The sequence below is a fragment of the Vibrio sp. 1CM7H genome, from assembly GCF_023161645.1.
GTDB classification, from domain to species: Bacteria; Pseudomonadota; Gammaproteobacteria; order Enterobacterales; family Vibrionaceae; genus Vibrio; species Vibrio diabolicus.
In genome coordinates this window covers 91,416-116,843 of record NZ_JALNTV010000005.1, presented here as the reverse complement: position 1 = coordinate 116,843, position 25,428 = coordinate 91,416, and the positions used below count along the sequence as shown (strand labels likewise).

Annotated in this window: 22 protein-coding genes; 8 read left to right on the top strand and 14 right to left on the bottom strand. The window is 44.5% G+C overall.

Annotated features, from left to right (window positions below):
• Positions 1 to 595: 595 nt before the first annotated feature.
• Together MSG33_RS17970 and znuA are read right to left on the bottom strand one after the other, a co-directional pair.
• Complete coding sequence (locus MSG33_RS17970; protein WP_248381612.1) at positions 596 to 3,973, bottom strand: helix-turn-helix domain-containing protein; 3,378 nt, start codon at positions 3,971 to 3,973, stop codon at positions 596 to 598.
• Positions 3,974 to 4,174: 201 nt separating this feature from the next.
• Entirely contained in the window at positions 4,175 to 5,062 is an 888-nt protein-coding gene (gene znuA / locus MSG33_RS17965; RefSeq protein ID WP_005396064.1) for a zinc ABC transporter substrate-binding protein ZnuA, read from the bottom strand.
• A gap of 78 nt (positions 5,063 to 5,140) precedes the next feature.
• On the opposite strand from znuA, the gene znuC reads away from it, so the two are divergent.
• A complete protein-coding gene (gene znuC / locus MSG33_RS17960) occupies positions 5,141 to 5,929 on the top strand; it encodes a zinc ABC transporter ATP-binding protein ZnuC (protein ID WP_006742704.1) in 789 nt (262 codons plus the stop codon).
• The gene (znuB, locus tag MSG33_RS17955) at positions 5,922 to 6,707 is read left to right on the top strand and encodes a zinc ABC transporter permease subunit ZnuB (protein ID WP_046874250.1); all 786 of its coding nucleotides are present in this window, start codon (positions 5,922 to 5,924) and stop codon (positions 6,705 to 6,707) included. The genes znuC and znuB overlap by 8 nt, the downstream gene beginning before the upstream one ends.
• Positions 6,708 to 6,778: 71 nt before the next feature.
• Here znuB and sucD read toward each other — a convergent pair whose 3' ends face one another.
• The 8 genes from sucD to sdhC all read right to left on the bottom strand — a co-directional run bounded on the left by sucD (position 6,779) and on the right by sdhC (position 16,487).
• On the bottom strand, positions 6,779 to 7,651 hold the full coding sequence (gene sucD / locus MSG33_RS17950; protein ID WP_005382181.1) for a succinate--CoA ligase subunit alpha: 873 nt from the start codon (positions 7,649 to 7,651) through the stop codon (positions 6,779 to 6,781).
• Positions 7,651 to 8,817 carry an ADP-forming succinate--CoA ligase subunit beta gene (gene sucC / locus MSG33_RS17945; protein ID WP_046874251.1) on the bottom strand — a complete coding sequence of 389 codons (1,167 nt, stop codon included), beginning with the start codon at positions 8,815 to 8,817 and terminating at the stop codon, positions 7,651 to 7,653. Before sucC ends, sucD begins: the two co-directional genes overlap by 1 nt.
• A 213-nt stretch (positions 8,818 to 9,030) precedes the next feature.
• The gene (gene odhB, locus MSG33_RS17940) at positions 9,031 to 10,239 is read right to left on the bottom strand and encodes a 2-oxoglutarate dehydrogenase complex dihydrolipoyllysine-residue succinyltransferase (RefSeq protein WP_005393012.1); all 1,209 of its coding nucleotides are present in this window, start codon (positions 10,237 to 10,239) and stop codon (positions 9,031 to 9,033) included.
• Positions 10,240 to 10,267: 28 nt separating this feature from the next.
• Positions 10,268 to 13,093, bottom strand: a complete 2,826-nt coding sequence (gene sucA / locus MSG33_RS17935; protein ID WP_005393014.1) for a 2-oxoglutarate dehydrogenase E1 component — start codon at positions 13,091 to 13,093, stop codon at positions 10,268 to 10,270.
• Between the two features lie 170 nt (positions 13,094 to 13,263).
• A complete protein-coding gene (locus MSG33_RS17930; RefSeq protein ID WP_248381610.1) occupies positions 13,264 to 13,974 on the bottom strand; it encodes a succinate dehydrogenase iron-sulfur subunit in 711 nt (236 codons plus the stop codon).
• Positions 13,975 to 13,989: 15 nt separating this feature from the next.
• On the bottom strand, positions 13,990 to 15,756 hold the full coding sequence (gene sdhA / locus MSG33_RS17925; protein ID WP_005393016.1) for a succinate dehydrogenase flavoprotein subunit: 1,767 nt from the start codon (positions 15,754 to 15,756) through the stop codon (positions 13,990 to 13,992).
• Positions 15,757 to 16,101, bottom strand: coding sequence for a succinate dehydrogenase, hydrophobic membrane anchor protein (gene sdhD / locus MSG33_RS17920; RefSeq protein ID WP_005382169.1), 345 nt, complete (start codon positions 16,099 to 16,101; stop codon positions 15,757 to 15,759).
• Positions 16,095 to 16,487 (bottom strand): succinate dehydrogenase cytochrome b556 subunit, encoded by a 393-nt coding sequence (gene sdhC, locus MSG33_RS17915; RefSeq protein ID WP_239938474.1) that lies wholly within the window; start codon positions 16,485 to 16,487, stop codon positions 16,095 to 16,097. Before sdhC ends, sdhD begins: the two co-directional genes overlap by 7 nt.
• 396 nt (positions 16,488 to 16,883) lie before the next feature.
• Here sdhC and MSG33_RS17910 point away from each other — a divergent pair, with 396 nt between their 5' ends.
• Positions 16,884 to 18,173, top strand: coding sequence for a citrate synthase (locus MSG33_RS17910; protein ID WP_005382163.1), 1,290 nt, complete (start codon positions 16,884 to 16,886; stop codon positions 18,171 to 18,173).
• 92 nt (positions 18,174 to 18,265) lie between these two features.
• Here MSG33_RS17910 and MSG33_RS17905 read toward each other — a convergent pair whose 3' ends face one another.
• Positions 18,266 to 19,024 (bottom strand): Nif3-like dinuclear metal center hexameric protein, encoded by a 759-nt coding sequence (locus MSG33_RS17905; RefSeq protein ID WP_006742708.1) that lies wholly within the window; start codon positions 19,022 to 19,024, stop codon positions 18,266 to 18,268.
• 232 nt (positions 19,025 to 19,256) lie between these two features.
• Between MSG33_RS17905 and MSG33_RS17900 the strand changes: the two genes are divergently transcribed.
• Positions 19,257 to 20,030: a DUF1853 family protein gene (locus MSG33_RS17900; protein ID WP_053303293.1), complete on the top strand. Its 774-nt coding sequence runs from the start codon at positions 19,257 to 19,259 to the stop codon at positions 20,028 to 20,030.
• Between the two features lie 62 nt (positions 20,031 to 20,092).
• On the opposite strand, the gene pgm is transcribed toward MSG33_RS17900, so the two are convergent.
• Entirely contained in the window at positions 20,093 to 21,739 is a 1,647-nt protein-coding gene (pgm, locus tag MSG33_RS17895; RefSeq protein WP_248381608.1) for a phosphoglucomutase (alpha-D-glucose-1,6-bisphosphate-dependent), read from the bottom strand.
• A gap of 92 nt (positions 21,740 to 21,831) precedes the next feature.
• Positions 21,832 to 22,374, bottom strand: a complete 543-nt coding sequence (gene seqA, locus MSG33_RS17890; RefSeq protein WP_005393026.1) for a replication initiation negative regulator SeqA — start codon at positions 22,372 to 22,374, stop codon at positions 21,832 to 21,834.
• 92 nt (positions 22,375 to 22,466) lie between these two features.
• Here seqA and MSG33_RS17885 point away from each other — a divergent pair, with 92 nt between their 5' ends.
• From MSG33_RS17885 to fldA, 3 genes are all read left to right on the top strand, one after another.
• Complete coding sequence (locus MSG33_RS17885) at positions 22,467 to 23,234, top strand: alpha/beta fold hydrolase (protein ID WP_182019093.1); 768 nt, start codon at positions 22,467 to 22,469, stop codon at positions 23,232 to 23,234.
• A gap of 112 nt (positions 23,235 to 23,346) precedes the next feature.
• Positions 23,347 to 23,568, top strand: a complete 222-nt coding sequence (locus MSG33_RS17880) for a DUF2788 domain-containing protein (RefSeq protein WP_005393038.1) — start codon at positions 23,347 to 23,349, stop codon at positions 23,566 to 23,568.
• A gap of 48 nt (positions 23,569 to 23,616) precedes the next feature.
• A complete protein-coding gene (gene fldA, locus MSG33_RS17875) occupies positions 23,617 to 24,150 on the top strand; it encodes a flavodoxin FldA (protein ID WP_005393040.1) in 534 nt (177 codons plus the stop codon).
• A 50-nt stretch (positions 24,151 to 24,200) separates the two neighbouring features.
• Here fldA and MSG33_RS17870 read toward each other — a convergent pair whose 3' ends face one another.
• Positions 24,201 to 24,704, bottom strand: a complete 504-nt coding sequence (locus MSG33_RS17870; protein WP_047009532.1) for a DUF4442 domain-containing protein — start codon at positions 24,702 to 24,704, stop codon at positions 24,201 to 24,203.
• 200 nt (positions 24,705 to 24,904) lie between these two features.
• Between MSG33_RS17870 and fcrX the strand changes: the two genes are divergently transcribed.
• Complete coding sequence (gene fcrX, locus MSG33_RS17865; protein ID WP_005382141.1) at positions 24,905 to 25,354, top strand: ferric iron uptake transcriptional regulator FcrX; 450 nt, start codon at positions 24,905 to 24,907, stop codon at positions 25,352 to 25,354.
• The last annotated feature ends 74 nt before the right edge of the window (positions 25,355 to 25,428 follow it).

The window sequence follows — 25,428 nt, the reverse complement described above, 5'->3', positions numbered from 1 at the left end:
ATCTCCACACAAAACAACAGGTTAGATGAAATTTAAAACTTTGTCGTTTTTCTCATATCAACATGGCGTTATTTTTATAAGAAAAATAAGTAACCTCTCGTATAGTTACTCCATCGAGAGGGCAACCTCTCAAATGAATTCCAGAGGTGGCATGGCAACATGTCACTCCGGCAGCAAGCGAAGGTGTCATTGACACCCGTGGTATAGTCCCCCCGGCTATACCACGATATTTTTTTTCATCTCTCTCTAAACTCTTTATCTTATCCACCTTTTCAGCACAGTTCTGTTTTCACGAATTTCGCATACCCCCACTACTCAAATGAACCAACGCACTCTAGATACAAAAATACAACCATTCATCTATTTGTCGCCGTAGGTAAATCCGTCCTCTTAAGCCATGTATGGTTATAGCTAAGAACAGCGCTACTAACAGATAGAGCGTGACCGTGCTTACGTATTGAGAATGGATTTGTAGGCTAGATGTGATGAAGAAGCAATGAGAATCACTGCATTGGTAGCTCTAGCAATAGTAGAGCACTATAAGCAGCTCCCCAGTCTTTTGAATATTCACTAGGGAGTGTGTAATGAGTTTTTTTTAGTTGGTTTCTTGGCTTTCTTGAGTCAAAGCAAACTTGGAAGGAGGCAAACCAAAATGCAATTTAAACTTTTGGCTAAAGTAAGAAGGATCATTAAAGCCGCAGTTAAACGCTACTTCGCTGATTTTCTCGCCCGCTAATAACTGCTCACACGCCGTTTCTAAACGAACTTCGGTTACATAATCTTTTAACGTTCTTGACGAGGCTGATTTAAAGCGCCTCTGTAAAGAGCGTTCTGACATGAACAGCATTTTAGCCGCTAAAGCAGTACCAAACTCAGGGTCATGGTAATGCTCAGCCACCAGCTGATAGACTTTTTGCAACCATTCTTTCTCTGGGGTCACTTTATCTTCGACGATAGGTTCAGACTCAAATTCCTGCAAAGATTCATCCACATAACTCATCTCTTTCGCAGTTGGCCATGTAATTTCGATTTTATTTTGAGCGTCGGAAGTAAACACCGCCAAGTATCCTCCACTCGTGGTCACTAACTGGGCAAGATGATCAATACTCAATTCAGAGTGGTTCATATTAGATGGACGCCCGGTCGTGACTTTATTAGGCAGTTGCGTCCCATAATCAAGAAAACTCAATGAAACAATATCATTGCCCTCTTCTAGCATGATTCTCACCGTTTGGCCTCGGAAAGAACGCTTGATGATATTGGCAAAAATGCTGTTGAAGATAACATCAAGGTTAAAGCTTTCCAGAGCAATTCGACTTGTTTTTCTCTCATCTTCAAGCTCCACCATAATCCCAGCCTTCGCAAAATCATCTTGCCATACATCAACCACCGATTGAGTTATCTGACTCAAATTGTAATTGTGACTGCCGCCGCTAGCTTCGCCAGGAACACTTTTTAACTCATTTAATTGCCATGTCGTTTTCGCCAGATGATCTTCCGTAGCTGCATCCAAAGGTATGGGTAATTTTGCCGCTATAAAATCCACACTGGACTTAATAGATTGCGCCACGTGATCAACCAACAGGTTTCTGACTTGAATCTGTTTACGTAGCTGTTGGTTACTCGTCAACAACACTCGGCTTTGATGCCTCAACTGGTTAGTTTTGAGTGTCACTTGCGCAGCTAAATCACGGTTAGCCTGTACAACATAGCGAGAACGCCAGTACATAAGTAGTGCAACCATGGCAATACTCACTACCACAAAACCTAAAATTGCGAGTTGCGATAAATACCAAGGATTAAGCACAATAAAATACGACTCGAGCCCAACCAATCCAGCAGCGACTTGAGACTCATTACTTACCTGCAGATGGTATTCACCGGAATTGAGATGCTCTAGAGTCAGTTGGCCTCCCTCTAGCGCTTGCCAAGGATCATCGCTATTCAATCGATAATACAAATTTTGGCTGTCTGGTTTTGGCATCACGCCAAATAAGAAACTTAGAGAAGAACCATACGGTAATTTTATTCCATTCAAATCGGCGCTACCAACTTGTAGAACCTCGTTTTCAAGCACAACTTGGCTCACGATAAACTTCGACTCTGGAGGGTTGGACACAAGCAGCTTGGATGCTTCAGCTTTTACCAACCCGTATTTCGATCCTAGGACGAGCTCTCGCTCACCATCTTCTGTGTACTGTATAACACTGCAAATTCCTGGTAGAAACTCGTTGTTCATTAAGCCAGACGCCGATGAATAATGTTTCACTAATTCACCCGAAAGGTGGTAATAGCTTAACCCGACAGAAGAGGCTAACCACACACCTTGCCTGTCTCTGATCAAGCAAGCAGGTCGCGCGTTGGGCACACTCATTTCAACAACACGTTTCTCGTCACGTCCTTTAATCGTTTTAAAAACGCCGTAGGATGACGCAAACCACTGACTGCCATCAACCGCCGTGACCATGTCTAATGATTCACCAAATTTTTCGGAATAGCGGATGAACTGGATGTTTTCATTGCTGTATTGATAAACCCCATGATCGGTCCCTATCAATAGAGAGTCTTCAGTGTCGTATAAACGCGTAACCTTAGCTGGTAAGTACTGACTTACTAGCCACTCACTTCCAAAGTTTCTTACGCTTTGCTTGGTTATATCAACATTGTAAAGATGGTATCCGCTTGATACCCAGAGACGATCATTACCATCTACAGTCACGTGCTCCACTGCGTGTCCAGCCATAACCTGTAAATAAGGAAATGTCACTTTGTTAAGACCATTCAGCTCGAATATTTCGAGCCCTTTAGAGGTCGCAAGCCAAAGCATCCCACCTTGAAATGCAAATTCATTGATCTGCGAATCAAGCTCCAAGACTTTGATGTTGCCACTCTCACCTGTCCGATAAAGCTTTCGGTCATCCGCGAACCAAAGCGCATCATCAGGTCCTGTGGAAGTTTGTCGAATTCGCCCTGATAAGGTTTGCGAGTCGTAACTACTGAAGGTTACTCGTTCAAACTTTTTACTAAACAAGGAGTAATAGCGAATGCCTTGGTTAGTCGCGATCCACATCCCTCCCATGTTGTCACTCAGTAGCGAATAGATCTTTGTATTATCCAGCTCCAGTTCAAGAAAGCTTGCAGGCTCGACTTCTGTCACTTCGCCTGACAAGAATGAGTATAAATACAGACCATGCTCAGTCCCCACCCAGTACTCTTGATTTGTCTCAGCGAAAGTCAATACATGAGAACCGCCAATCTTAATCACCTCTTTATCAGGTTGATAAATATTGAAAATTAATGCCCCACGCAACGTTCCTACCAGAATTTCTCTGCGCGTGTGTGAGTAGTAGATCTTTTCAATGTAGTTCTGACCTGAAGCGACTACATGGTCAAACTTATCTCCTTCTGAAAGATAAAAGCCAGAAGTTGTAGCAAGTGCCCACTTCTCTTCGAGCAGAACTGCATCGTTAATATAAACATAGCTATTGTTGCTATGTTGATAGAGCTGCAACAAAGAAAAGGACTTTAACTCGCTAGTATCGATGTTGTAAGTATAGAAATGTGCGCCATCACTAACCCAAATATAATCTTCAGAAGAACCGATTTTTCTTATTTGCGACCCGGGGTTTAAGCTAAAGACTAAACGTCTTTCTTGATTTGGATAAGTTTGGTGCACCTCATTCTCAACAAAGGTCCAGAACGAGCCTTCATGATAAGCCAGTTGCTTGGCAGACGTTTGTAAAAAACTGCCTGATTTAGGTAGGATATTTTGGCCATCATAAAACAACACCCGCCCATGCACGTCGTGAATCCACAAGCCCCCTTGCTCACCCAAGAACAATTTTTTAGCCGCAATAAAAGTACCCTTAACCTGAGTCGGCAAAGGGTAAAAGATGGCATTCGCATTATGAAGAGCAAATGCTTGGAAAGATAGGAAAAAGCCCAACAAGACAAGGGCTAATTGGCGTAGCAAGACGAAAACCTTTTATATCAATTTGTGCTCGGCGCTCACCGTCCATATCTTCTACAACATGGACTTATACGGTTATTTTGAGCTGCTAATTATTGATAATGATATCTCAATTACTGTTTGAGAAAAGGCTCGCCTTGCCAAAGGTTGTAATTCTTACTACTGGATCACGTTAAAAGGACTATTCCTACACAACAACACTACTTAATCCGTCTTTTGGCTCAAGCACTGCTCAAAATTATTCGCCATATTGTTGAGAAAAGTAAAGTAACTGCCCGGTTTTGCTTCAATTGTGCTCCCTAATGGGTCAAGTTCACCTTTGGCAACTTTGCTACCTCGCATCACGCTCTGAACGACAGCTGGAGTAAACTGAGGTTCAGAAAACACGCAGGCTACATCTCCTGAACTTAACTTTTGACGAATTTGGATTAAGGTTTTTGCTCCCGGCTTACGATCCGGGCTTACGGTGAAGTGCCCCATTTGATTTAACTCATAACGCTCTTCGAAATAACCATAAGCATCGTGAAAGACAAAGTAACCTTTGTCTTTCACTGGCGATAATTTCTTCTTGATCTCTAGGTCCGTCTGGCTGAGCTCAGTTTCAAATTTTTTAAGGTTTTCTTGGTACTGTGCTGCATTTTCCGGATCAAGTGATCCCAGTTGATTCACGACAGCCTTGGCAACTTGTTGTGCTTGACTTACACCTAACCAAAAGTGCGGATCATGTGAACCATGATCGTGGCCATCATGGTCATGATTGTGCTCACTATCAAACTCACGCAAATCTAGAGCTGGAATTTGACTAATAGTCAGAGTATTCGATCTGTCTGACACGACTTTTTCCAGAAACGGTTCGAGATCATGTCCGTACCAAATAACTAAATCAGCAGAAGCGATTTTCTTAACATCCGATGGGCGTAAAGCGTAATCATGGGGTGAAGTGTTGGACTGCAGTAATACATCTGGCGAAGTCACACCTTGAGTAAGTTCTGTCACTAATAACTGAATAGGTTTGATACTCGTTAGTACCGTTACTGCGTGTGCTGGCAACGTTAGCATCGCTGACGCAGCAAGAATTAATGCTCTTTTCATAGTTTTACTTGGGATATGGTGTAGAAAGTGTGATAATGTTACATTATAACATTATTGATTTGCAAATGAGTTTCATTCATGTCTTCCTTAGTCCATCTTGAGCACTTATGCGTCGAGTTCGATGGCCGCAGAGTTCTCGATAACATTAGTATGGAATTACAAAAGGGCAAAATAACAACCCTAATTGGTCCCAATGGAGCGGGAAAATCAACGTTAGTCAAAGTCATTTTAGGCCTTCAAAAACCGACTAGCGGCAAATTAAACCGACAAAGAAAACTAAAAATTGGTTATGTTCCTCAAAAATTGAAGCTCAATGACTCTCTTCCATTGAATGTCACCCGTTTTCTAAATTTAGCAGGAAAATACAGTAAACAAGAATGTATTGATGCATTAAGGCTTGTTGGCGCTGAGCATTTAATTAGTAGTAACATGCATCGCTTGTCAGGTGGTGAAAACCAACGCGTATTACTTGCGCGTGCTTTGCTTCAACGCCCAGAGCTGTTAGTGCTAGATGAGCCTGCGCAGGGTGTGGATATTCAAGGTCAAATCGATCTCTACGATCTAATTGAAAGCATTCGTCACCGATTCGATTGCGGTGTATTTATGGTGTCACACGACTTACATTTAGTAATGGCCAAAACAGATGATGTCATTTGTCTGCATCACCATGTTTGCTGCTCTGGTTCACCTGCCACGATTACTCAGCACCCTTCTTACATCGCGCTATTTGGCAATGCAGCGAGAGAATCGCTCGCGTTTTATCATCACGACCACGAGCATCATCATCACGATTTATCCGGAACGCCAGTAACTGGCGATGCGACATCATGCTCCAACCATAAACACGGACATCATCACCATGATTGAGTTTCTTCTACCTTCTATTCTTGCTGGTATTGGCATCGCGATCATTGCAGGTCCTCTTGGGTCATTCGTCGTTTGGCGCAAAATGGCTTACTTCGGTGATACCCTGGCACATGCTTCATTGATGGGTTTGGCATTAGGCTTTCTGCTCAACGTGAACCTTTATCTTGCACTACTCGTTTGCTGTTTAGCACTCGCCGTATTGCTCGTGACATTGCAGAAACAACAACTGGTCGCAACCGATACGCTTCTGGGTATACTCGCCCATAGCGCATTATCTGTTGGTCTAGTTTCTGTTAGTTTCTTGGATAATGTCCGTGTAGATCTGATGAGTTACTTGTTCGGTGACTTACTCGCAGTATCTCCGCAAGATCTGATGTTCATTTACGCAGGTGTCGCTGCTGTTAGTGTGTGTCTTTACGTTTTTTGGCGACCTTTATTGTCGAGCACAGTTAGTGAAGAGCTTGCTGCCGTCGAGGGCGTCAATACAGACTTGGTTAGATTGGTGTTAATGCTTATGGTAGGTGTTGTGATTGCCGTAGGAATGAAGTTTGTTGGGGCACTTATCATGACTTCTTTGCTGATCATCCCAGCAGCAACAGCACGTAAGGTCTCTTCATCACCAGAGCAAATGGCACTGTTCGCATCTATTATTGGCTCTGTGGCAGTACTAATGGGGCTTAGCCTATCATGGCACTTCGATACGCCGGCTGGCCCATCAGTAGTAATCAGCGCAACATCTCTGTTTATGCTTAGCCAATTTATTCGCCAAAAATCGTAAAAAGTACCTTGATACAAAAAAGCCTAGCAATAATTGCTAGGCTTTTTTAGCTTTAAGCTTCGAGTTGGAAATTACCAGCCCGTTACTTCACGTAGACCTTGGCCGATCTCTGCTAGAGATTTCACAGTCTTAACGCCCGCCGCTTCTAGTGCTGCAAATTTGTCTTCAGCAGTACCTTTACCGCCAGAGATAATCGCACCAGCGTGGCCCATACGTTTACCAGGAGGAGCAGTTACACCAGCAATGTAGGAAACCACTGGCTTCGTTACGTTTTCTTTAATGTATGCTGCTGCTTCTTCTTCTGCAGTACCACCGATTTCACCGATCATAACAATCGCTTCTGTTTCAGGGTCTTCTTGGAACAGTTTTAGAATATCAATGAAGTTTGAACCTGGGATTGGGTCACCACCAATACCAACACAAGTAGACTGGCCGAAACCTTCGTCTGTTGTTTGCTTAACTGCTTCGTAAGTTAGAGTACCGCTGCGAGATACGATACCTACTTTACCTTTCTTGTGGATGTGACCAGGCATGATACCGATCTTACACTCGTCAGGAGTGATAACACCCGGACAGTTAGGACCGATCATGCGAACGCCAGTTTCTTCTAGCTTCACTTTCACGTCGATCATATCTGTTGTAGGGATGCCTTCCGTGATTGTTACGATTAGCTCGATGCCCGCATCAATCGCTTCTAGAATTGCATCTTTACAGAAAGGTGCTGGAACGTAGATTACTGTCGCTGTTGCGCCAGTTGCTTCTACTGCTTCGCGAACTGTGTTGAATACAGGTAGACCTAGGTGAGTTTGGCCACCTTTACCTGGAGACACACCACCAACCATCTGAGTGCCGTATGCGATAGCTTGCTCTGAGTGGAAAGTACCTTGACCACCAGTGAAACCCTGACAGATTACTTTAGTGTCTTTGTTAATTAATACAGACATTATTTAGCCTCCGCAGCAGCAACAACTTTCTGAGCAGCATCCGTTAGCGACTCAGCAGCAATGATATCAACATCAGAATTAGCCAGAACTTCGCGACCTAGGTCAGCGTTAGTACCTTCTAGACGAACAACAACAGGTACGCTTACACCTACTTCTTTAACCGCACCGATAATACCTTCTGCGATCATGTCACAACGTACGATACCACCGAAGATGTTAACAAGTACCGCTTTCACGTTGTCATCTGATAGGATGATCTTGAATGCTTCAGCAACACGCTCTTTCGTCGCGCCGCCACCTACATCTAAGAAGTTAGCTGGCTTGCCGCCGTGTAGGTTTACGATATCCATCGTACCCATTGCTAGGCCAGCACCGTTAACCATACAGCCAACGTTACCGTCTAGTGCTACGTAGTTTAGTTCCCACTGAGCTGCGTGCGCTTCACGCTCATCTTCTTGTGAAGGATCGTGCATTTCACGAAGCTTAGGCTGACGGTACAGTGCGTTTGAGTCGATGTTGATCTTACCGTCAAGACATAGCAGGTTGCCTTCGCCAGTAATCACAAGTGGGTTGATCTCTAGCAGAGCAAGGTCGTACTGAGAGAACATAGTGCCAAGACCCATGAAGATCTTAACGAATTGTTTGATTTGGTCACCTTCAAGACCAAGTTTGAACGCAAGCTCGCGACCTTGGTAAGCTTGTGGGCCTACTAGTGGATCGATTGCTGCTTTGTGGATAAGCTCCGGCGTTTCTTCCGCAACTTTTTCGATTTCCACACCACCTTCTGTTGAAGCCATGAAAACGATCTTACGGCTTGCACGGTCAACAACCGCACCTAGGTATAATTCGTTTGCAATGTTTGATGCTTCTTCAACAAGGATTTTTGTAACTGGCTGACCGTTAGCGTCAGTTTGGTAAGTCACTAGGTTTTTACCTAACCACTTTTGTGCAAACTCTTTAACACCTTCTTTTGTATCGTGCAGCTCTACACCGCCCGCTTTACCACGGCCACCAGCGTGAACCTGACATTTAACTACTTTCTTTTCTGTACTGATACGGCCTGCAGCTTCAAAAGCTTCTTGTGGTGTATCACACGCGTAGCCTTCTGGCACAGGCAAACCGAATTCTGCAAACAGCTGTTTGGCTTGGTATTCATGCAAATTCATTTCGATATTCCGTTTGTTTTTCCCTTAAGGGATTTATTATTTCCATAACGCTGCAGTCTTGGCTGCTTGTACGTCTGTAGGGTCTTCTCAAATCAATCCCTCATCACGAGTACTCATGGTGTGGGATTCAAATGAAGGCCAGACGTTGAGCTAGTCTAGCCATTGAAATTTTTAACGTCTAGCTACCTACGATAACTAGACGTTTTAGCGATATTAAACGTCTAATAGGAGACGTGCTGGATCTTCTAGCAACTCTTTAATCGTCACTAGGAAGCCAACAGACTCGCGACCATCAATTAGGCGGTGATCGTAAGACAGCGCTAGGTACATCATCGGCAAGATTTCAACTTTGCCATCCACTGCCATCGGACGCTCTTGGATCTTATGCATACCAAGAATCGCTGATTGAGGTGGGTTGATGATTGGTGTAGACATTAGTGAACCGAACACACCACCGTTTGTGATAGTGAAGTTACCGCCCATTAGCTCGTCTACCGTTAGCTTGCCATCACGACCTTTGATAGCCAGTTCTTTGATGCCTTTTTCAACATCAGCGAAACCAAGCTTGTCACAGTCTTTTAGGACAGGTGTAACTAGACCACGTGGCGTTGATACCGCCATGCTAATGTCGAAGTAGTTGTGGTAAACAATGTCATCGCCATCAATCGAAGCATTTACTTCTGGGTAACGCTTAAGCGCTTCTGTTACAGCTTTCACGTAGAAAGACATGAAGCCTAAACGAATACCGTGACGCTCTTCGAACTGATCTTTGTACTGCTTACGAAGGTCCATGATTGGTTTCATGTTCACTTCGTTAAACGTCGTTAGCATTGCCGTGTTGTTCTTCGCCTCTAGCAAACGGTTAGCGACTGTCTTACGCAGGCGAGTCATTGGAACACGTTTTTGGCTACGAGCCGCTGCCGGCACGTCAACCACTGCTGGTGCTTCTTCTTTTGGCGCAGCTTTAGCGTTCGCAAGATGCGCTTCAATATCTTCGCGCGTAATACGACCACCAACACCAGTGCCTTTCACTTGGCTTGCTTCTAAGCCATGCTCAGCCAATAAACGACGTACTGCTGGGCTTAGTGCATCATTGCTTTCTTCGCTAAGCGCAGCTTTATGACGTTTATCAGGAGATGCTTCCGTACCTTCTGTTTTGTCTGCGGTAGGCTCACCTGCAACTGCACCTGGCTTCAATTTAGCAATGATTTGTTTAGAAAGTACTGTCGCACCTTCTTCTTCAACGATAGCTTCCAAAACGCCTGCTTCCGGAGCTGGCACTTCTAGAACGACTTTGTCTGTCTCGATGTCAACCAAAACCTCGTCACGCTCTACTGCGTCGCCTGGTTGTTTGTGCCATGTCGCTACGGTTGCATCAGCAACTGATTCAGGTAAATCTGGAACCAGAATTTCAATTGTCATATCTGTTTCTTCCTTTAACTTCTAGTTCTTAATTCGAAGTTTTTGAGTTCACGTTCAGAGCGTCTTCAACCAACGCTTTTTGTTGTTTCAAGTGCACCGACATGTAGCCAACTGCTGGCGAAGCAGAAGCTGGGCGACCTGCGTATTTAAGATCTGCACCTGCAGGAATAGCGGCACGGAAGTTGTGTTGGCTACAGTACCAAGCACCTTGGTTCTGAGGCTCTTCCTGACACCACACGAAGTCTTCAACGTTAGTGTATTGAGCAATCGCTGCTTGTACTTCTTCCATCGGGAATGGATAAAGCTGCTCGATACGCACGATAGCGACATCGTCTTGCTCGTTGTTACGGCGCTGCTCCAGTAGGTCAAAATAAACCTTACCTGAACAGAACACGACGCGTTTTACTTTGCTTGGGTCTAAATCATCTACTTCTGGAATTGCAGATTGGAATGTACCGTCCGCTAAGTCTTCAATTGTCGAAGTACATAGAGGATGGCGCAGCAAAGATTTTGGCGACATAACAATCAGAGGTCGACGCATTGGGCGTACAACTTGACGACGAATCATGTGGTATACCTGAGCCGGTGTTGAAGGAACTACAACCTGCATATTTTGCTCAGCACACAACTGAAGGTAACGCTCTAGACGTGCAGATGAGTGCTCAGGGCCTTGACCTTCGTAACCGTGAGGTAGAAGCATTGTGAGACCACACAAGCGTGCCCATTTCTGCTCACCTGACGAGATGAATTGGTCAATCACAACCTGCGCGCCGTTGGCAAAGTCACCAAACTGCGCTTCCCAGATAGTCAAACCACCTGGCTCTGCTGTTGCGTAACCGTATTCAAATGCCAATACCGCTTCTTCTGACAGTACTGAGTCAAACACTTGGAATGGCCCCTGATTGTCATGAATATTCGCTAATGGAATGTACGTACTTGCATCTGTTTGGTTATGAAGAACCGAGTGACGGTGGAAGAAAGTACCACGACCCGAATCCTGACCAGAAAGGCGAATACGCTTACCATCATCAACTAATGTTGCATACGCCAATGTTTCGGCCATACCCCAGTCGATTGCTTTTTCACCGGTCATCATTGCTAGGCGATCGTTGTAAAGCTTATTAACACGGCTTTGCAGTTTATGGCTTTCTGGATACTGACAAAGACGATTACCCAACTCGATAAGACGCGTCTTGTCATATTTTGAATCCCACTCCATATCCCATTCATGCCCTAAGTAAGGGGACCAGTCTACGGAGTGCAACGCCATTGGACGCCATTCTTTAACCACCACTTCACCGCGGTCTAATGCGTCGCGGTACTCATTGACTAACTGAGTCGCTGTCTCGATATCTGATTCGTTTTTATCGATCAGAATATCCGCATACAATTTGCGTGGTGTAGGGTGTTTTTTGATTTTTTGGTACATCAAAGGCTGAGTCGCGTTTGGCTCATCGGCCTCGTTGTGACCGTGGCGACGGTAACACACCAAATCAATCACGACATCGCGCTTGAACTCGTTGCGGTAATCCAAAGCAATACGAGTAACAAAAGCAACTGCTTCTGGGTCATCGGCATTCACATGGAAGATTGGCGCCTGAACCATCTTCGCGATATCTGTACAGTACATCGTTGAACGCGTGTCACGAGGGTTAGACGTCGTAAAGCCAACTTGGTTGTTAATAACGATACGCACCGTACCACCGACTTGGAAACCACGAGCCAGTGACATGTTGAACGTTTCGGCAACCACACCCTGACCAGCGATTGCAGAGTCACCGTGGATAGTGATAGGAAGCACTTTGCTACCTTGATTATCACCCAAGCGATCTTGACGTGCTCGCACCGACCCCATGACTACTGGGTTGACGATTTCTAGATGCGATGGGTTAAATGCAAGAGCTAAGTGAACATCACCACCTGGGGTAGCAAAGTCGGCAGAGAAGCCTTGGTGATATTTCACATCACCCGTGCCCCAAGTTTCGTCGTGTTTACCGGCAAACTCATCGAACAGATCTTGAGGCTTCTTACCAAGCACGTTCACCAGCATGTTCAAACGACCACGGTGAGCCATACCGATAACCACTTCACGCATCCCACTTGTTCCCGCATGACGGATCAACTCTTTCGTCATCGGAATCAGTGCGTCACCACCTTCTAGAGAGAAACGTTTTGCACCTGGGAATTTCGCCCCGAGGTAACGCTCCAAACCTTCAGCGGCTGTTAGCTCTTCTAGGAATGTGCGCTTCTCATCTTTGTTGAATGATGGCTGGCCTACGACAGACTCAAGACGTTGTTGGATCCAACGTTTTTGCTCTGTGTCAGTCATGTGCATGTATTCAGCACCGATGGAACCGCAGTAAGTTTTGTTGAGGGCTTCATAGATGTCTTTCAACTTCATGGTTTCTTGCCCAACAGCAAAAGAACCTACGTTGAAAGTTTCTTCGAAGTCATCTTCGGTAAGATTATGAAAAGCAGGGTCTAACTCCGCCACGGTTGGGCGTTGCCATAGACCTAGTGGGTCTAATTCTGCAGCTTCATGTCCGCGGAAACGGTATGCGTTGATTAGCTGTAGAACTTTTACTTGTTTTGCATCGACATCTGGGTCACTAACTTGGACATTGTAATGCTTTGTTTCTCTAGCGAGTCGACGGAAGTAGTCACGGACACGTGAATGTGGTTGTTCTGCCACTTCTTCTGACGGCTTAGGTAAGCCTTCAAAAACACGTTTCCACTCCTCACTTACCAGATCGGGATCACTTAGATACAGTTCGTAGAGGTCCTCTACATACGTTGCATTGGCGCCAGCCAAGTGTGAAGACTCGAGCCATGCCTTCATCACGCCGTTGTGCATATTTTCCCTTAACCAGTAGTTTTCACGTTTGCTTCGGTCTTTGCCGAGCTATAAGAGCCGACCAGAACTAGTCGGCAATTTTTGTATTCTTTACTCGAAATATTCTTGAAGCAGTGAAGCGGTCATATCGGGTGATCCGCAACACTGCGACATTCCTAAGAGCGAGTAAATTAAACCGAGCGATTAACCAGCATCGACTTAATATGGCCGATGGCTTTTGTCGGATTTAATCCCTTAGGACAAACACTTACACAATTCATGATGCCATGGCAACGAAAAACGCTAAATGCATCATCAAGATCAGACAAACGTTCATCTGTTGCCGTATCACGGCTATCAACTAGCCAGCGGTATGCCGCAAGAAGACCTGCTGGACCGATGAATTTGTCAGGGTTCCACCAGAATGATGGGCAAGACGTTGTACAACATGCACACATAATACATTCGTACAATCCATCTAAATGCGCACGATCATCAGGCGATTGTAGGTTCTCGCGTGATGGTGGTAATGCACCATCATCAATCAAGAATGGTTTAACTTTCGCATAGTTATCATAGAACTGCGTCATGTCAACGATAAGATCGCGCACGACAGGTAACCCTGGCAATGGACGAATAACTATCTTTTCGCCTTGTAGAGCAGATAACGGTGTGATACACGCTAGACCATTTTTACCATTCATGTTCAAACCATCAGAACCACATACCCCTTCACGGCATGAGCGACGGAACGCGATGCTTGGATCTTGCTCTTTTAGCAGAATCAATGCATCAAGCACCATCATGTCTGAGCCTTCGTCTACCTCAAGGGTATACTCTTTCATGTAAGGCTTGGTATCCACATCCGGATTGTAACGGTATAAAGAGAAGTTCAATTTCATAGTCGTATCCTCCCTTTAGTATGTACGTACTTTCGGCGGGAAAGCTTCACGATGCGTTGGCGTCATGTTCACATCACGCTTAGTCATCGCTTCTGTTTCCGGGTTGTAGATAGAGTGGCATAGCCAGTTCTCATCATCACGCTCAGGGAAATCGAAACGAGCATGTGCACCACGGCTTTCAGTACGGTAGTTCGCCGCTACGGCTGTAGAGAATGCTGTTTCCATCAAGTTGTCTAACTCTAGACACTCAATACGTTGCGTGTTGAATTCAGAAGACTTGTCCGCTAGATGCGCATCTTTCAGACGTTCGCGAATTACTTTCAACTCTTCTAGACCCGTTGCCATTGCATCGCCTTCACGGAATACCGAGAAGCTGTTTTGCATGCAAGCTTGTAGGTCTTTACGGATTTGAACTGGATCTTCACCGCCAGTACTATTTTCCCAACGCATGGTACGCGCTAAAGATGCTTCAATATCAGATTCAGTTGCAGGGCGTGCCTCAGCTTGCGCTGCGAGCGTTTCGCCAAGGTGCAAGCCAGTCGCGCGACCAAACACGACCAAGTCTAGTAATGAGTTGCCGCCTAGACGGTTTGCTCCGTGTACTGATACAGAAGCAATCTCACCACATGCATATAGACCTTGTACTTCCATCTCGCTGCCGTCAGCCTTTTGCTTGATTGCTTGGCCAGACACTTGAGTCGGTACACCACCCATCATGTAGTGACAGGTTGGAATCACTGGAATTGGCTCTTTCACTGGATCAACGTGCGCGAAAGTACGAGACAGCTCACAAATACCAGGCAGACGTGACTCAAGCACTTCTTTACCAAGGTGATCCAATTTCAGCTTAATGTGTGGACCCCAAGGACCATCACAACCACGGCCTTCACGAATTTCGATCATCATTGAACGTGCAACTACGTCACGACCAGCAAGATCTTTCGCGTTAGGGGCATAGCGCTCCATGAAGCGTTCGCCATCTTTATTTAGAAGGTAACCACCTTCACCACGACAACCTTCTGTTACAAGAACACCTGCACCAGCGATACCCGTTGGGTGGAACTGCCACATTTCCATGTCTTGCATAGGTACACCCGCACGCAATGCCATACCTACACCGTCACCAGTGTTGATGTGTGCGTTAGTGGTCGACGCGTAAATACGACCTGCGCCACCTGTTGCTAGAATCGTTGCTTTTGATTTGAAGTAACAGATTTCACCCGTTTCCATACAAATCGCAGTACAGCCCATTACGGCGCCGTCTTGGTTTTTCACCAAGTCTAGTGCATACCATTCCGAGAAAATGGTGGTTTTGTGTTTCACATTTTGTTGGTAAAGCGTATGCAGAAGCGCGTGACCTGTACGGTCCGCAGCTGCTGCTGTACGTGCAGCTTGCTCACCACCAAATTCTTTTGACTGACCACCGAATGGACGTTGGTAGATAGTACCGTTATCAAAACGAGAGAATGGAAGACCCATTTTTTCTAGTTCGATAACGGACTCAGGGCCATTTTTACACATGTATTCAATCGCGTTCTGGTCACCGATGTAATCGGAACCTTTAACGGTATCGTACATGTGCCATTGCCAATCGTCTTTGTGCGAGTTACCCAGAGCAACGGTAATACCGCCCTGTGCAGACACAGTATGAGAACGTGTTGGAAATACTTTTGATAACAAAGCACATGATAGGCCTTGTTCTGAAATTTGTAGTGCAGCGCGCATACCTGCACCACCAGCGCCGATTACTACGGCATCAAACTCACGAACTGGAATAGACACTTACGCACCCCACAGAATAAATAGACCAGAGAAGACATAGCCGAATAGCACGGCAATAACACCAAGTTGCAGTGCGCCACGCAGTTTCGCGCACTTAATGTAATCCGTTAATACCTGCCACAAACCGACCCATGCGTGGATCAGGATCGAGACAAGTGCCAACATGGTGAATACTTTAGTGAAGGTACCACCAAAGAATTGGGTCCAAGATGCGTAAGAGATATCTGAAAATGCACAGAAGCTAATCAGATAAATCGTGTATAGCGTCATAATGATTGCAGTTGCACGAATTAGTAGGAAATCGTGTACACCATTACGACCAAATGAAGATACGTGTTTTACCATACCAAGATCCCCGCCAATAATGATAATACTGCTGTTACACCAAACGCGACTTTAGCGCTCATCGTGCCAGAATCTAGCTCTTCAAAGTGACCTAGATCCATCAACAAGTGACGGATACCACCTGCAATGTGGTAGGCAAGTGCAGTAAGAATTCCCCACAGGATGAATTTTACGAAGAAGCTATCGACGATGTCAGCGGCTTCCATAAAACCCATTGGGGATGACAGAGAAATGGACAGTAACCACAGTAGTATACCCACCGCAACAAACGTAATTACCCCAGACACACGGTGTAGGATGGATGCGATTGCTGTGATAGGAAAGTGGATGGTCTGTAAATCTAAATTAACAGGTCTTGACTTTCTTTCTTTCACGGGCTTGCTCACTCAGCTCCATTGAGCATTTATTGTTATAACCAATTTCAGCTTCCAAACGTACAAAAGTTAACATCTATTTAACAAATATCGCGAGTAACCACCCAGATAATTGTAAACAACTTGTTAACAATCGGAGTCCAGCAACAAACCTCACTCTTTGTTTCTAGCCCCGAATTTATAAGGATTTAACTAAAATTTTCTTAGCCAATATACGGCGAGCAACATTCTAATACAATTGGTGTAACAAATTATGCTACATAGAACAGATTTTTAACGATTTTCATGAGAAAAATCATAACAAGTGCACACAAAGATGGAGAAAAATTGACTTTAAGCTTTAACAACAGTACAAAAATGGCACATAAACATCCTGGACGGATTAAATAATAAACAAAGGAGATTGTTATGGCGGATAAGAAAGCGACCCTTCATGTTGAAGGTCAAGCGCCAATCGAACTGCCAATTATGGACGGTACGCTAGGTACACCTGTAATTGACGTTCGTAAGCTGGGAGCCAATGGTTACTTTACTTTTGACCCAGGTTTTCTTGCCACTGCATCTTGTGAATCATCAATCACGTACATCGATGGCGGCAAAGGTATTCTTTTGCACCGCGGTTTCCCGATTGATCAATTAGCCAATAACGCAGATTACTTAGAAGTATGTTACATCCTTCTTTATGGTGAAGCCCCTACCCGAGAACAATACGAGCAATTCAAGACGACCGTAACGCGTCATACTATGGTCCACGAACAAATCGCAAGCTTTTTCCATGGCTTCCGACGTGATGCTCACCCAATGGCAGTAATGTGTGGTGTAGTCGGTGCACTTGCAGCCTTCTACCACGACTCTCTTGACATCAACAACGACGAGCACCGCGAGATCGCGGCGTACCGTCTGCTATCGAAGATGCCGACACTGGCTGCAATGTGTTACAAATACTCTATCGGTCAGCCATTTATCTACCCACGCAACGATTTGAGCTACGCAGAAAACTTCCTACACATGATGTTCGCAAACCCTTGCGAAGAGTATGAAGTAAACCCTGTCGTTGCTCGTGCAATGGATAAAATCTTCACGCTACACGCGGATCATGAACAGAATGCGTCGACGTCAACTGTACGTCTAGCTGGCTCTTCTGGTGCTAACCCATTTGCATGTATTGCCGCTGGTATTGCATCACTTTGGGGACCTGCTCACGGTGGTGCAAACGAAGCGTGCTTGAGAATGCTAGAAGAGATTGGCAGCGTCGATAACATCCCTGAGTATGTAGACCGCGCGAAAGACAAAGATGACCCATTCCGCTTAATGGGCTTTGGTCACCGCGTTTATAAAAACTACGATCCACGTGCGACAGTAATGCGCGAAACGTGTCATGAAGTTCTCAAAGAGCTAAACATTCAAGACCCTCTACTAGATGTAGCAATGGAACTTGAGCGCATTGCGCTTTCTGATGAGTACTTCGTTTCTAAGAAGCTGTACCCGAACGTAGACTTCTACTCAGGTATCATTCTTAAAGCGATTGGTATTCCAGTTTCTATGTTTACGGTTATCTTCGCGATTTCTCGTACCATCGGCTGGATTGCTCACTGGAACGAAATGCACAGCGATCCACTGAACCGCATCGGTCGTCCTCGTCAGCTATACACTGGTGAGACACAGCGTGAGTTTTCTCCACTTCACGAACGTGAATGATCTTTTTAGTTAGAAGATAAACAAACAAAAGGGTTGAGATTTTGTCTCAACCCTTTTTTCTTTTCAGCGTTTCACGTTATGAATAGCGAACACTAAACCGGATTATCAATATCGATAAACTCCACATGTAGGCCATATTCATCCGCTAGCCATTTTCCTAAAGCCTGAACACCATAACGCTCAGTAGCATGATGACCTGCAGCAAAGTAATGAATGTCCATTTCTCGCGCAGTATAGGTTGTACGCTCAGAAATTTCGCCAGAGATAAACGCATCTAATCCGTGTTGTACAGCAAGCTCAATAAAATCCTGTCCTCCACCAGTGCACCAACCGACCGTCTCAATCATCTTATCGGTATTCTCTGGAGCAATATGCAGTGGTTGTCTATCAAGAACTTGATTGATCTTGCTCGCAAACTCAGCACCAGACATCGGTTTTTTCAAGCGTCCAAACATGGCTACTGATTGAGGATGTCCTTCAAGCCCACCTTCTACTTCGATTTCAAGTAAGCGAGCTAATTCGGCGTTGTTGCCTAGCTCTGGGTGAATATCCAGAGGAAGGTGATAACCATATAAGTTGATATCGTTTTTGATCAGACTACGAATTCGTTTACCTTTCATACCACGAATTGGCTCAGGTTCACCTTTCCAAAAATAACCGTGATGAACGAGTAATGCGTCTGCATTAAGCTCAATCGCTTTATCGATTAAGGCTTGGGAGGCAGTTACGCCAGTGATAATACGCTTTACGGCTGGCGTCCCTTCTACCTGTAACCCGTTTGGTGCGTAATCTTTAATTAACTGCGGTGACAGTTTGTCATTAAGAATCTGTTCTAGCTTTAAGTTATTCATTATTACTTCCAATTTCTAGCGCATGTAAACCTAAATAACCTCTCGATGAAATCAGACCGAGAGTGTGCAACCTAGTTGATACAACAACGTTTTGACATCTGGCACCTTGATATCATTTAGGTACTTAAAGTGTATCTCGAACCCTAATATCGATGCTAGCCACCCTACCCTCAAAAGCAAATTTAGTTACAATAACAAAGCTTGTCGCCTCACCATACATATAGGGATACGGATGAACCAACTGCAACGCTTTTACCAATGGATCGCCACTTCACCTCCTCTTTTCAAGTTACGCCCTCCGTTTACAACCTTAGAGGATCTTTCGGTAACGCCTTTAAATAACGCTGAGCAATACAATGGTAATCCAAGATTGGGCTTTTTATATCAGCACTTATGCACTGCAGTTCTCTCTAGTTCAGAACGATATCAGGTTATCGCGGAAGAGGTTCAGTTAAACGACATCGAAGGTAAGACTATTGGTGCTATCGACTTGGTGTTGCGGAATACAGAATCAAATCAAATAGAACACTGGGAAGTAGCGATTAAGTTTTATCTTCTTTATAACGGCGTTTGGTATGGTCCGAATGCTCACGACCAGCTGCATACAAAACTGAATAGAATGCTTACTCATCAGTTGAAAATGAGCGATCGCCCGGAATTTCAAAAAATAATTCCGTTAAACGACGCTCCACAAGAACGTCTATTGATGCAAGGACGACTCTATATTAATCCGTTTACTCCAGAGCCAACTCCTAGCGAGTGCTTGGGTTATGAACTAAATCCAAGTCAGATTAGTGGTTACTGGTGCTACCAGAGCCAATGGGAGTTAATCGGTAAGCCACTTTATCATTTACACAAACCATGCTGGGCGATTGGTACGGACGATTTATCTCAACCCATTGAAAAGCCTTCAGACCGATTTGTACATGCACAAACGGAGGACGGTCAATTCTGGTTTGTGGTACCGGATTCCTGGCCCGGAAACAACTCAGTTCAGGAATCTTAAAACGCAAAAGGGTTGATGCTTGCACATCAACCCTTTGTTTTCTAAATCAACTATTGAATGGTTTACAGGCCAGCAGCTGCAAACACTTGATTAACGATCTCTTGTGCTTCTGCTTCGATTTGTTTTAGGTGCTCTTCACCTTTGAAGCTTTCACAGTAAATCTTGTAGATGTCCTCTGTGCCTGATGGACGAGCAGCAAACCAGCCGTTTGCCGTCGTTACTTTTAGACCACCGATTGCAGCACCATTACCAGGCGCATGCGTTAGACGAGCCGTAATTGGATCACCCGCTAGTGTTTCAGCCTCGACCATTTCTGGTGACAACTTCTTCAGTACGTCTTTTTGAGGGCCATTCGCTACAGCTTGAATACGGTTGTATTTCGACTCACCGTGTTTCGCCGCTAGCTCTTCATAGTAGTCTTGTGGGTTCTTACCCGTTACCGCAGTGATCTCTGCCGCTAGAAGACATAACAAGATGCCGTCTTTGTCTGTTGACCAAGGCGTACCATCTTTACGAAGAAAAGATGCCCCGGCACTTTCTTCGCCACCGAAGCCGAATTTACCAGTGTACAGACCATCAACAAACCATTTAAAGCCTACTGGTACTTCACATAGCTCACGACCTAGATCCGCTACAACACGGTCAATCAGTGCACTTGATACTAGTGTTTTACCAACAGCTACATCTTTACCCCATGCGTCACGATGGCGGTATAGGTAGTCGATACAAACGGCTAAGAAGTGATTCGGGTTCATCAAACCTTTTGGCGTAACGATACCGTGACGGTCGTAGTCAGGATCGTTACCAAATGCTAGGTCGTACTCATCTTTCAATGCCAATAGACCCGCCATTGCGTAAGGAGAAGAACAGTCCATACGTACAACGCCGTCTTTATCGAGAGACATGAATTGGAAAGAAGGATCAATCGCTTCACTTACTAGCGTTAGGTCTAGGTTGTATGCCTGACCAATTTGACGCCAGTAATCGATGCCGCTGCCACCCAATGGATCTACACCAATCTTCAGATTTGCTTTTTGGATTGCTTCCATATCGATAACGTTCACCAGATCATCGATATAGGGTTTAACCAAGTCCATCTCCACAAACAGATCCGATGCTTTTGCTTCTGCTAGTGGTAAGCGTTTAACACCTTGTAAACCTTCGGCAATCAGTGCGTTCGCACGATCTTCGATAGCTTGAGTCAACTCAGCTTCTGCTGGACCACCGTGAGTCGGATTGTATTTGATACCGCCGTCTTGTGGTGGGTTATGAGATGGTGTAATCACAATACCGTCTGCTTTTTCATCGTGCTTGATGTTGTAAGTCAGAATTGCGTGCGAGATACCTGGTGTTGGCGTGTAGCCGTTATCCTGCTGTACGATGACTTTTACGCCATTCGCAATCAAAACTTCAATCACGCTAGAAAATGCAGGTTCAGACAAAGCATGCGTGTCTTTACCGACAAACAAAGGACCTGTGGTCCCTTGCTGGGCACGAACTTCTGCAACCGCTTGAGCAATAGCCAAAATGTGGTTTTCGTTAAATGTATGCTTATCAGCGGTACCACGGTGACCTGATGTGCCGAATTGAACCTTGTGATCGGGGTTCTTAGCATCAGGTTGAAGCAAGAAGTAATTGGCAACAAGTGCCGGAATATTATGAAGATCTTCCTGCTGCGCTTTTTGCCCAGCACGAGGGTGCATAGCCATGTTTGACATCCTTTCTTTAAATACAAATAAAATTAAAAAAGCCTCATAATATCCGCTAACTGCGACACATTATGAGGCTTCTATCAGGTTTCTTAGATTGAACCTGTTACTTTTTCTATTAAGTCAGGTTGGTACCCCATGTGTGTCATCACTTGTTCAACCATCTGTCTTTTACGACTGGTATTGTTGTTCGTGATAACCCAAAACGGTGTGCCAGGAATGGCTTTTGGCTTGGTCGTGTTGCCATTTGCCAACAAGGTTTCTTCATTATCTGCAAAGTACACGCGTTTGCGTCCCTTTACATTCGTAGCCTGCGCGAAACCTTCTGGATTTAATTTATGTAAGGTCGATAGTACTAACATAAAGCGATCAATCGCTTTTTTTAGACCGGCAAACTCATCAGAAATAAGCAGCGAACGCATTTCTTTCACTACATCAACAGATTCCGTTTTACCCGCATCTTTACTTACTACAATCCCTTGTGGCTTCTCTACTACAGGCGCGGCTTCAGCTTCCTGCAACTGACCATCAAGGTTTAAAAGGCGTCGCAAAATATCCGAGGCGCTTTCACCGATATGCTTAGTTTGGCTAGCAATGTAACGGTATAGATCCTCATCAACCTCAATTGTTTTCATTCGCTTTTCACATTCTCAATGTTTAAACTCTGGGGGATTATAACGAGATCCTCTCGGATACTCCACGTTAAACCCATCACGAATAAGATAAAATGTCAGCATTACTCAACTATAAGCAGGAAGGCCAAGGCCAAACAGTTGTTTTGATTCACGGATTGTTTGGTAGTTTAAGTAATCTGGGTCTACTAGCCCGCGATCTTATTAAAGATCACACGGTGATCAGTATTGATCTGAGAAATCACGGCCTCTCTTTTCACTCAAACATTCATAATTACGCCGACATGGCAAAAGATGTGGCACAACTCCTACAACACTTAAATGTTGATCCATCTATTATTATTGGGCATTCAATGGGTGGAAAGGTCGCGATGACACTGGTGGACATTGCTCCAGAGCTCGTCAAACAGTTGGTTGTGCTCGACATGGCACCTGTCGCCTACACAGCAAACCGTCACGACAATGTGTTTAATGGTTTACACGCCGTAATTAACGAAAAGCCAGCAAGCCGTCAACAAGCGATGGATATCCTAGCTCAACATGTGGAGATCGACGGTGTAAGACAATTTCTCTCTAAGTCACTATACAAAAATGGCGATAAAATGGACTGGCGGTTTAACGTACCGAGCCTTTTTGAGAATTACGCACAAATTATCGGCTGGCAGGAAATTGCCCCAACAGACGTACCCACTCTGTTTATTAAAGGTGGTGATTCCGATTACTTAATGCCAGAGCACCAACCTGCGGTGCAAAAACAGTTCAAACAAGCAAAAGCACATATTATCGCTAATACTGGCCACTGGCTTCACGCCGAAAAACCGGCTGAAGTAATGAGAGTCATTCGGAAATACATTTCGAGTTAACAAATTCGAAAAGCAACAATAGATTATTGAAATAACCCTTCTTGTAGTGCATTAACTTTACCGTTTAACAGTGGTATAGTGCGCCCAAGATTTTTCGGCATGAAGGACTAAAATGCTTTACGACTATATGGATATGCTCGAGTCTATTGGGCTCGATCTTCTTTTTGCTGCTATCTTCTTTTTCATCGGGATGGCGATAAAAGATGTGCTAAAGCAAGGCAATGTACCTGTTTTTGGTCGTCGTATTGTATGGTTAGTCCTTTTCCTAGGCTGTGCTGGCTTTATTGCAAAAGGTGTAATTCAGCTAACTTGGGAAGGCTCTGGGTTAGGTTAAACCCTTAGTACCATCGCCAATAACAAACAATGTAAAGGTATAGACTCTATGGCAAGTGTAGGTATCTTCTTCGGTAGCGACACAGGTAATACTGAAGCCGTTGCAAAGATGATTCAAAAGCAACTAGGTAAGCATCTAGTTCACGTTCAAGACATCGCGAAAAGCAGCAAAGAAGACATTGATAACTTCGATCTTCTTCTTCTAGGTATCCCAACTTGGTACTACGGTGAAGCACAATGTGATTGGGATGATTTCTTCCCTGAACTTGAGCAAATCGACTTCTCTACTAAGCTAGTGGCTATCTTTGGCTGTGGCGACCAAGAGGACTACGCAGAATATTTCTGTGACGCGATGGGCACAGTACGTGATATCGTTGAGTCTAAAGGCGGCACAATTCTTGGCCATACTTCAACAGAAGGCTACGAATTTGAAGCGTCTAAAGCACTTGTTGAAGGCGACGACAGCCAATTCGTAGGTCTATGTATCGATGAAGACCGTCAACCGGAACTGACTGACGAGCGTGTTGAGAACTGGGTTAAACAGATTTACGAAGAAATGTGTTTAGCTGAGCTTGAAGGCTAAATAAATCGAATTATGCAAAGACCTCCGATTGGAGGTCTTTTTGTATATTTTCACAAAGCATCGGTGAGCACTTCCTCTTCACGATACTGAGGTTTCTTTCTTACATAAAGCTTGCGTTGAACCTCTGAAACCACGTTCCCCTGTTTATCTTTTACATGGGTAATAAATTCAGGAAAACACTTTTCCCCATTCCGTGTCATTTGATAAATGTTTTCTAGCATCCCTTCAGTAACTTCGAATTCTGCATATAAATCACTTTGCCCTGGCTTAATAAAGTTAATACTCGCCTCTTTATCCCACACGTAATACTCCTCGCGTAGAATCCCCATCAGCATCAACGAGTAAATGGGATCAGTTAAAGAGAAAATACTGCCACCATACTGAGTACGATTGGCGTTTTTATTCCACCAGCGAAGTTTCAAACGCACCTTCACGGTACGAAAGTCTTCAGAAATATGTAAGATTTTAATACCAGCGCCCCAAAAAGGTGGCCAAATATTGAGTGCGAATTTTACAATTCCTGGTTTGTATATCTTCGCAAGTCGCTTATTCATCGCAGTCCGTGCCCTCTCTAAGCTCAATGTTACAAAGTTGTAACTGGTCAGATCTGTAATATAATCGACCTGTTTCTAATTTACAAAAAGATTCTATTAACCCTTTGAAGTTCGTGGTTTAATGTTCTGAGCGCTTATCCTATAATGGTAGGAAGATTGAATTCTGTTAAATCGCTGCAGATGATCCAACGGGAAAGTATATGTCAGATAATAATCAGGCGCTGAAGGATGCGGGTTTAAAAGTAACCCTTCCAAGGCTAAAAATTCTAGAAGTACTTCAGCAGCCAGACTGCCAGCACATCAGTGCTGAAGATTTGTACAAAAAGTTGATTGATCTAGGTGAAGAGATTGGCCTAGCAACTGTTTACCGAGTTCTAAACCAATTCGATGATGCTGGTATTGTAACTCGTCACCACTTTGAAGGTGGTAAGTCAGTCTTCGAATTATCGACTCAACATCACCACGACCATCTAGTGTGCCTAGACTGTGGTGAGGTAATTGAATTTTCTGACGATCTTATTGAAGAACGTCAAAAAGAGATTGCAGCTAAGTACAATGTCACGCTAACAAACCACAGCTTATACTTGTACGGCAAGTGCAGTGATGGTGGTTGTAAAGACAATCCAGATGCACACAAACCAAAAAAATAACGGTTTGTTGATTTAAAATAAACGTCAGCTCATGCTGGCGTTTTTTGTTTCTGAGGGCGATATCTTTCAATAGC